Annotated in this window: 6 protein-coding genes; 5 read left to right on the top strand and 1 reads right to left on the bottom strand. The window is 61.5% G+C overall.

Annotated features, from left to right (window positions below; translation table 11 throughout):
• The 5 genes from F8J34_RS04060 to F8J34_RS04045 form a co-directional block, all read left to right on the top strand.
• Window positions 1-1,039 (top strand): hydantoinase/oxoprolinase family protein (locus F8J34_RS04060; protein ID WP_297056727.1); only part of this gene is annotated, 1,039 nt, incomplete at its 5' end.
• A 62-nt stretch (window positions 1,040-1,101) separates the two neighbouring features.
• The gene (locus F8J34_RS04055) at window positions 1,102-1,311 is read left to right on the top strand and encodes a hypothetical protein (RefSeq protein ID WP_297056726.1); all 210 of its coding nucleotides are present in this window, start codon (window positions 1,102-1,104) and stop codon (window positions 1,309-1,311) included.
• A gap of 78 nt (window positions 1,312-1,389) precedes the next feature.
• Window positions 1,390-1,578: a type II toxin-antitoxin system RelE/ParE family toxin gene (locus tag F8J34_RS09760; protein ID WP_363315412.1), complete on the top strand. Its 189-nt coding sequence runs from the start codon at window positions 1,390-1,392 to the stop codon at window positions 1,576-1,578.
• Window positions 1,579-1,587: 9 nt separating this feature from the next.
• Entirely contained in the window at window positions 1,588-3,018 is a 1,431-nt protein-coding gene (locus tag F8J34_RS04050; RefSeq protein ID WP_297056725.1) for an RtcB family protein, read from the top strand.
• Window positions 3,019-3,057: 39 nt separating this feature from the next.
• On the top strand, window positions 3,058-5,634 hold the full coding sequence (locus F8J34_RS04045; RefSeq protein ID WP_297056724.1) for a PhnD/SsuA/transferrin family substrate-binding protein: 2,577 nt from the start codon (window positions 3,058-3,060) through the stop codon (window positions 5,632-5,634).
• Here the strand turns inward: F8J34_RS04045 and F8J34_RS04040 are convergent.
• Window positions 5,570-5,775 (bottom strand): HAD hydrolase-like protein (locus tag F8J34_RS04040; protein WP_363315411.1); only part of this gene is annotated, 206 nt, incomplete at its 5' end. The genes F8J34_RS04045 and F8J34_RS04040 overlap by 65 nt on opposite strands.

Genomic DNA, 5,775 nt, shown 5'->3' with positions numbered 1-5,775 from the left:
CATAGGGGCCGGGGGCGGGTCCCTGGCCTGGTTCGATCCGGGAGGGGCGCTGCGGGTGGGGCCGCAGAGCGCCGGAGCCGATCCCGGCCCGGCCTGTTACGCCCGGGGAGGCACCCATCCGGCGGTAACCGACGCCCATCTTCTGGCCGGAAGACTCCTTCCCCATCGTTTTCTGGGGGGAAAGATGCCCCTGGATCCCCGCCGGGCCGAAAGGGCGCTGGCGGAACTGGCGACCCGAAAAGGTTATTCCCCGGAGGAACTGGCCCTGGCCATCCTTACCATCGCCAACACCAACATGGAGGCGGCCCTGCGTCGGGTTTCGCTGGAAAGGGGGCACGATCCCCGGCGGTTCGTGCTGGTAGCCTTCGGAGGAGCCGGAGCCCTGCACGCCGCGGAACTGGCCCAGCGGCTGGGGATCCCCAGGGTCCTCGTTCCCCGGCTCTCCGGCGTCCTCTCCGCCCTGGGAATCCTCTTCGCCGAACCCCGTTTCGATTTCTCACGGGGCCTCCGCCCGGGACGCGACCCCTTCTCCCGGGAGTTCCTGGAAACCCGTCTCAGGGAACTGGAGGAAAAGGCCCGGAGAGAGGTGCGGGCCCTGGGCTTCGAGGAGGAGAAACTGGAAATAGCCGCGGCGGTGGATCTGCGTTACCGGGGGCAGTCCTTCGAGATCACCGTACCCTTCGGCCCGGAACTGGAGGAAACCTTCCACCGGGAACACGAAAGGCTCTACGGATTTCGTCTGCCGGAAAGGGAGCTTGAGGCCTGTGCGGTGCGGCTCAGGATAACCGTAAAACGGTCTCTCCCGGACCTTCCGCCCTTTGAGGGCGGACGAAAGCTGACCCCGGTGGAGTTTACGGCCCTTCTCCTGGCCCCGCACCAGCGCTGCCGTGCTCCGGTCTATCTCTGGGAGGAGGTGCCGGTTGAGGCCGAGATCCCCGGCCCGGCGTTAATCGTGGGGGACTTTGCCACGGTCTATGTCCCCCCGGACTTTAAGGCGGCCTGCGACCGCTTCGGACACCTGCACCTTTACCTCCCCTGATCCGGGATTATCTTTGAGAGAGGAAGGCACCAAGGCGCGAAATTTAAAGGAGGTGCGCTTTGATGGAAATAATTCTTAAAGATCAAGAAATCAGGCCTCTATTAGAAGAAATTCTCTGTAAATTACTCCTTGAAAAAAAAGATCTCCTTAAAGAGGTGATCACAGAAGTTATTGAAGATGTAGCCTTAAGCAGAGCCATAGCAGAAGGGAGAAAAAACAAGTTCGTAACAAAAAAAGAAGTGTTGGAAGAGATTGAAAGCAAACTCAAATGAAACTCAAAATAGAGGAAAGTTTTAAGCGGGACTTAAAGAAAATCAAGGATCGTTCTTTGACTTAAAGAGATAAAGTCCTTGATAAGCGAAATAGAAAACATTTCGTCCCTCTCGGCGCTAAGAAGAGATCTAACAAAGCTGAAAGGCGGCAAAAATTTCTGGAGGATAAAAATAGGCGACTACCGAGTCGGTATGGAAGTAGAAGGTGATACGGTAATCTTGGTACGCATTTTGCGCAGAAAGGACATTTATCGCTATTTTCCGTAGGGGGCCACCATGGAGCTCAAAAAACTGGTAAAGATCAACGATTACGAATGGGAGATCCCCCGGCAGGGGGAGATGCGGGTGCCGGGGAAGATCTTTGCCAGCCGGGAGCTCCTGGAGGAAATGGACGAAAAGGTCTATGAACAGGTGACCAACGTGGCCTGTCTGCCGGGGATCGTCCGGGCCTCCATGGCCATGCCGGATGCCCACTGGGGCTACGGATTTCCCATCGGAGGGGTGGCGGCCTTCGACCCGGAGGAAGGGGGTATCATCTCCGTAGGCGGGGTGGGCTACGACATCTCCTGCGGGGTACGAACCCTGCGCACCGGGCTTAAACGGGAGGAGGTCCTCCCGGTCCTGGAACCTCTGGTGGACGAACTCTTCCGCACCGTGCCCTCCGGCGTGGGTTCGGAGGGGGAGATCCGGCTCACCCCGGAGAAGCTGGACCAGGTCCTGGTGGGAGGGGCGCGCTGGGCGGTGGAAAAGGGGTACGGAGAACCCGAGGACCTGGAGTATATCGAAGAGAAGGGCTGTATGCCCGGGGCCGATCCCTCCTGTGTGTCTCTGGAGGCCAAGCGCCGGCAGCACCGTCAGGTGGGAACCCTGGGTTCGGGGAACCACTATCTGGAGATCCAGTACGTGGCCGAGGTTTACGACCGGCAGGCGGCGGAGGCCTTCGGTCTGGAAGAGGACGACATCGTCATCACCATCCACTGCGGGTCCCGGGCCCTGGGGCACCAGATCGCCACCGACTATCTGCCCCTCCTGGCCAAAGCGGCCCGGAAATACGGCATCCCTATCCGGGAAAAGGAACTGGTCTGTGCCCCCATCCATTCTCCGGAGGGGGAGCGTTACTTTCGGGCCATGCTCTGCGGGGTGAACTGTGCCCTGGCCAACCGGCAGGTCATCACCTATCTGGTGCGAGAGGTAGTGACGGACTTTTTCAAGCACGCAAGGGTCACCCTGCTCTACGATGTAAGCCACAACACCTGTAAGGTGGAGGAACACGAGGTTGACGGCCGGAAGCGGCGGCTCTTTGTGCATCGCAAGGGGGCCACCCGGGCCTGGGGGCCGGGTCGTCCGGAACTGCCGCCGCGTTACCGGGAGGTGGGCCAGCCGGTGATCATCGGCGGCTCCATGGGAACGGCCTCCTACATCCTGGTGGGCACCAGGGAGGGGGAGGCCAAGGCCTTCGGCAGCGCCTGCCACGGAGCCGGACGCAGCATGAGCCGTCACCAGGCCCTCAAACGTTTCCGCGGCGAACGGGTCATCGAGGACCTGCGCCGGAGAGGCATCGTTGTCCGGGCCAAGAGTAAACGGGGAGCGGCGGAGGAAGCCCCGGAGGCCTACAAGGACGTAACCCGGGTCATCGAAGCCACCTGTCGGGCCGGACTTACCCGGAAGGTGGTGAAGCTCCTCCCCCTGGGCTGCATAAAGGGTTAAATCGTTGATCCTTTAGTCGTTTTTTAATATCCTGATCCTGTGAAGCGATTATTTTTTCTGAGTCTGGGCCTTTTCCTGCTAACCGCGGCCCTTCCGGCCTTCGGACGGGAGATCGTACTGGCGGTTCTGGCCAAACGCGGGCCCCAGGCCACGGTGAAACGCTGGCAACCCCTGGCGGACTACCTTTCCCGTAAGACCCCCTATCATGTTATCCTGCGGCCTCTTTCCTTTGAGGAACTAAAACGGGCCGTTCGCCTGCGAGAGGTGGATCTGGTCCTGGCCAATCCGGCCATGTACGTGGAATTCGAGACCTGCTGCGGGCTATCCCCCATCGTGACCATGAAGAACCTCAAGTTCGGGAAGGTGTATTCCCTCTTCGGAGGGGTGATCTTTACCCGGGCCGGCCGGAGGGATTTACGCAACCTTCACGATCTCAAGGGGGCCCTGATCGGGGCTGTGGACCCGGATTCCTTCGGGGGATGGCTCATGCAATGGCGGGTGCTCAAAGAGGCCGGGCTGCGCCGGGGGAAAGACTTCCGGGTACGTTTTTACGGTACGCACGACGCCGTGGTCTATGCGGTGCTTAAGGGCGAGGTGGATGCAGGGTGCGTGCGCACGGACACGCTCGAGACCATGGCCCGGGAGGGAAAGATCCGTCTCCGGGATTTCAAGGTCCTGCACCGGGTATATCCTCCGGGCTTTGATCTCCTGGTGAGCACGGAACTGTACCCGGAATGGCCCCTGGCCCGCAGTCCCCGGCTCCGCGACGAGATCGCCGAGGTCATAGCCTCGGTGCTCCTGGCCCTTCCCAAGGATTCTCCGGTGGCCCGCCGGACCGGAGCGGCCTGGACCATTCCGGCCAACTATCAGCCGGTACACGCGTGTCTGCGTTACCTGGGGGTGGGGCCTTATGCGGAACTCGCCGCCCGGGCCCTGCGCAAGGCCCGTCAGCGTTATCTCCTGATCATCACCGGGTTGCTCATCTTCTCCCTTTCCGGGGTTCTGGTCATCTGTTATATCCTCTCTCTCCACCACCGCCTAAGAAAGGCCTATCTGGATCTCTCCCGACACCGGGATCATCTGGAGGAAGAAGTCCGAAAACGCACCCGTTCTCTGGAGGAAGCCCTACGAAAACTCCGGGAGGAGAGGGAGAGACTGGAGGTGGTGCTTTCCGCGCTGGCCGATGCGGTGGTGGCCACGGACGTGGAGGGACGCATCACCCTCCTTAACGCCTCGGCCGAAAGGATCCTGGGACGTAAGGCCCAGGAGGTCGTGGGCAAACCCTTCTGCAAGGTTTTCTCCCTGGAACCCACCTCCTGTAAGGATCTGGAAGAACTTTCCTCCTCGGAGAAGGCTTCCTATCTGGAGGAGGTCCCCTTCCGGCTCCCCGAGGGAGAGGAGGCCTATTTTGAGGTGGTGGCCCATCCGGTGTGTGATGAGGAGGGGAAGATGGTGGGGAGGGTGGTGGTATTCCGGGACATCACCCTGAGAAAACGCCTGGAGGAGGAAGCCCGACGCACCACCCAGCTGGAGACCCTGAGCATCGTATCCTCGGGGCTGGCCCATGATTTCAACAACCTTCTGGCCACCATCAGCGGTTATCTGGAGGTGCTCAAACTCAAGTTCCCCTCCTCCGAGATCCAGGCCCTGGTGGAAAAGGCGGAAAAGGCCTGTCTTACCGCCCGCACCCTCACCCGGGAGCTTCTCACCTATACCAAGGGCGGAGCCCCGGTAAAAAAGGCGGCTTCGCTGGAAAAGATCGTTCGCGAGGCCCTGGAGTTTGCCCTGGCCGGCTCGGGCATTCGCATCCATCAGGAATTTCAGGCCCGGTTTCCGCCCCTCCAGCTGGACGCCGAACAGCTAACCATCTGCCTGCACAACATCTTCCTCAACGCCCGACAGGCCATGCAGGACCGGGGAGAGATCTTTGTGACCCTCCGGCAGGAAGGGAACGAGGCCGTTATCGAGATCCGGGATACCGGACCGGGCATTCCCGAGGAGTTACAGGCGAAGATCTTCGAGCCCTTCTTCTCCACCCGCGAGGGGGGTTCCGGGCTGGGGCTTTATACCTGTCGGAGGATTATCGAGGCCCACGGGGGGCGCATCGAGGTGGAATCCAGGCCCGGAGAGGGGGCCCTTTTCCGCCTTCGATTGCCGCTGGTCCCGGCCCGGGCCGAGGAGAGGCGGAGGGAGTCCCCGCCTCAGGCCGCGGATGGGAAACCTCCCCGGCGGATCCTCATCCTGGACGATGAGGAAGGGGTGCGGGAATCCATGGCCGAAATCCTGCGTCTGCACGGTTTTGAGGTGGAAACCGCGGCGGAGGGAAGGGAAGCCCTGGCCCGGTTTCGGGAGGCCCTGGAGCAGGGCCGGCCTTTCGATCTGGTAATCCTGGACCTCACAGTTCCGGGAGGATGGGGAGGAAGGGAGGTCCTTCCGGAGCTGCGCAAACTGGATCCGGGGGTGCGGGCCCTGGTGGCCAGCGGTTATTCGCAGGATCCGGTAGTGAGTAAACCCCGGGAGTTCGGCTTCGACGGGGCCCTGCTCAAACCCTTTACCGCCCAGAGTCTGGTTTCGGAGATCCAGCGGATCCTGGAGCGAGAAAGTCCTTCCGAATGAGTTCTGCGGCTTCCCGGAGGTCCTGCGCCACCAGATGGGGGCGGAGGCCCTTGGCGGGAAGGACATATTCCAGTTCCCCGCGCCCGTAGCCGGTGAGGACCAGCACCCCCCGGGCCCCCACCCGACGGGCCAGCTCCAGAT

Source organism: Thermosulfurimonas sp. (assembly GCF_015491435.1).
Classification (GTDB): Bacteria; Desulfobacterota; Thermodesulfobacteria; order Thermodesulfobacteriales; family Thermodesulfobacteriaceae; genus Thermosulfurimonas_A.
This window is presented reverse-complemented; position numbering and strand designations above follow the sequence as displayed.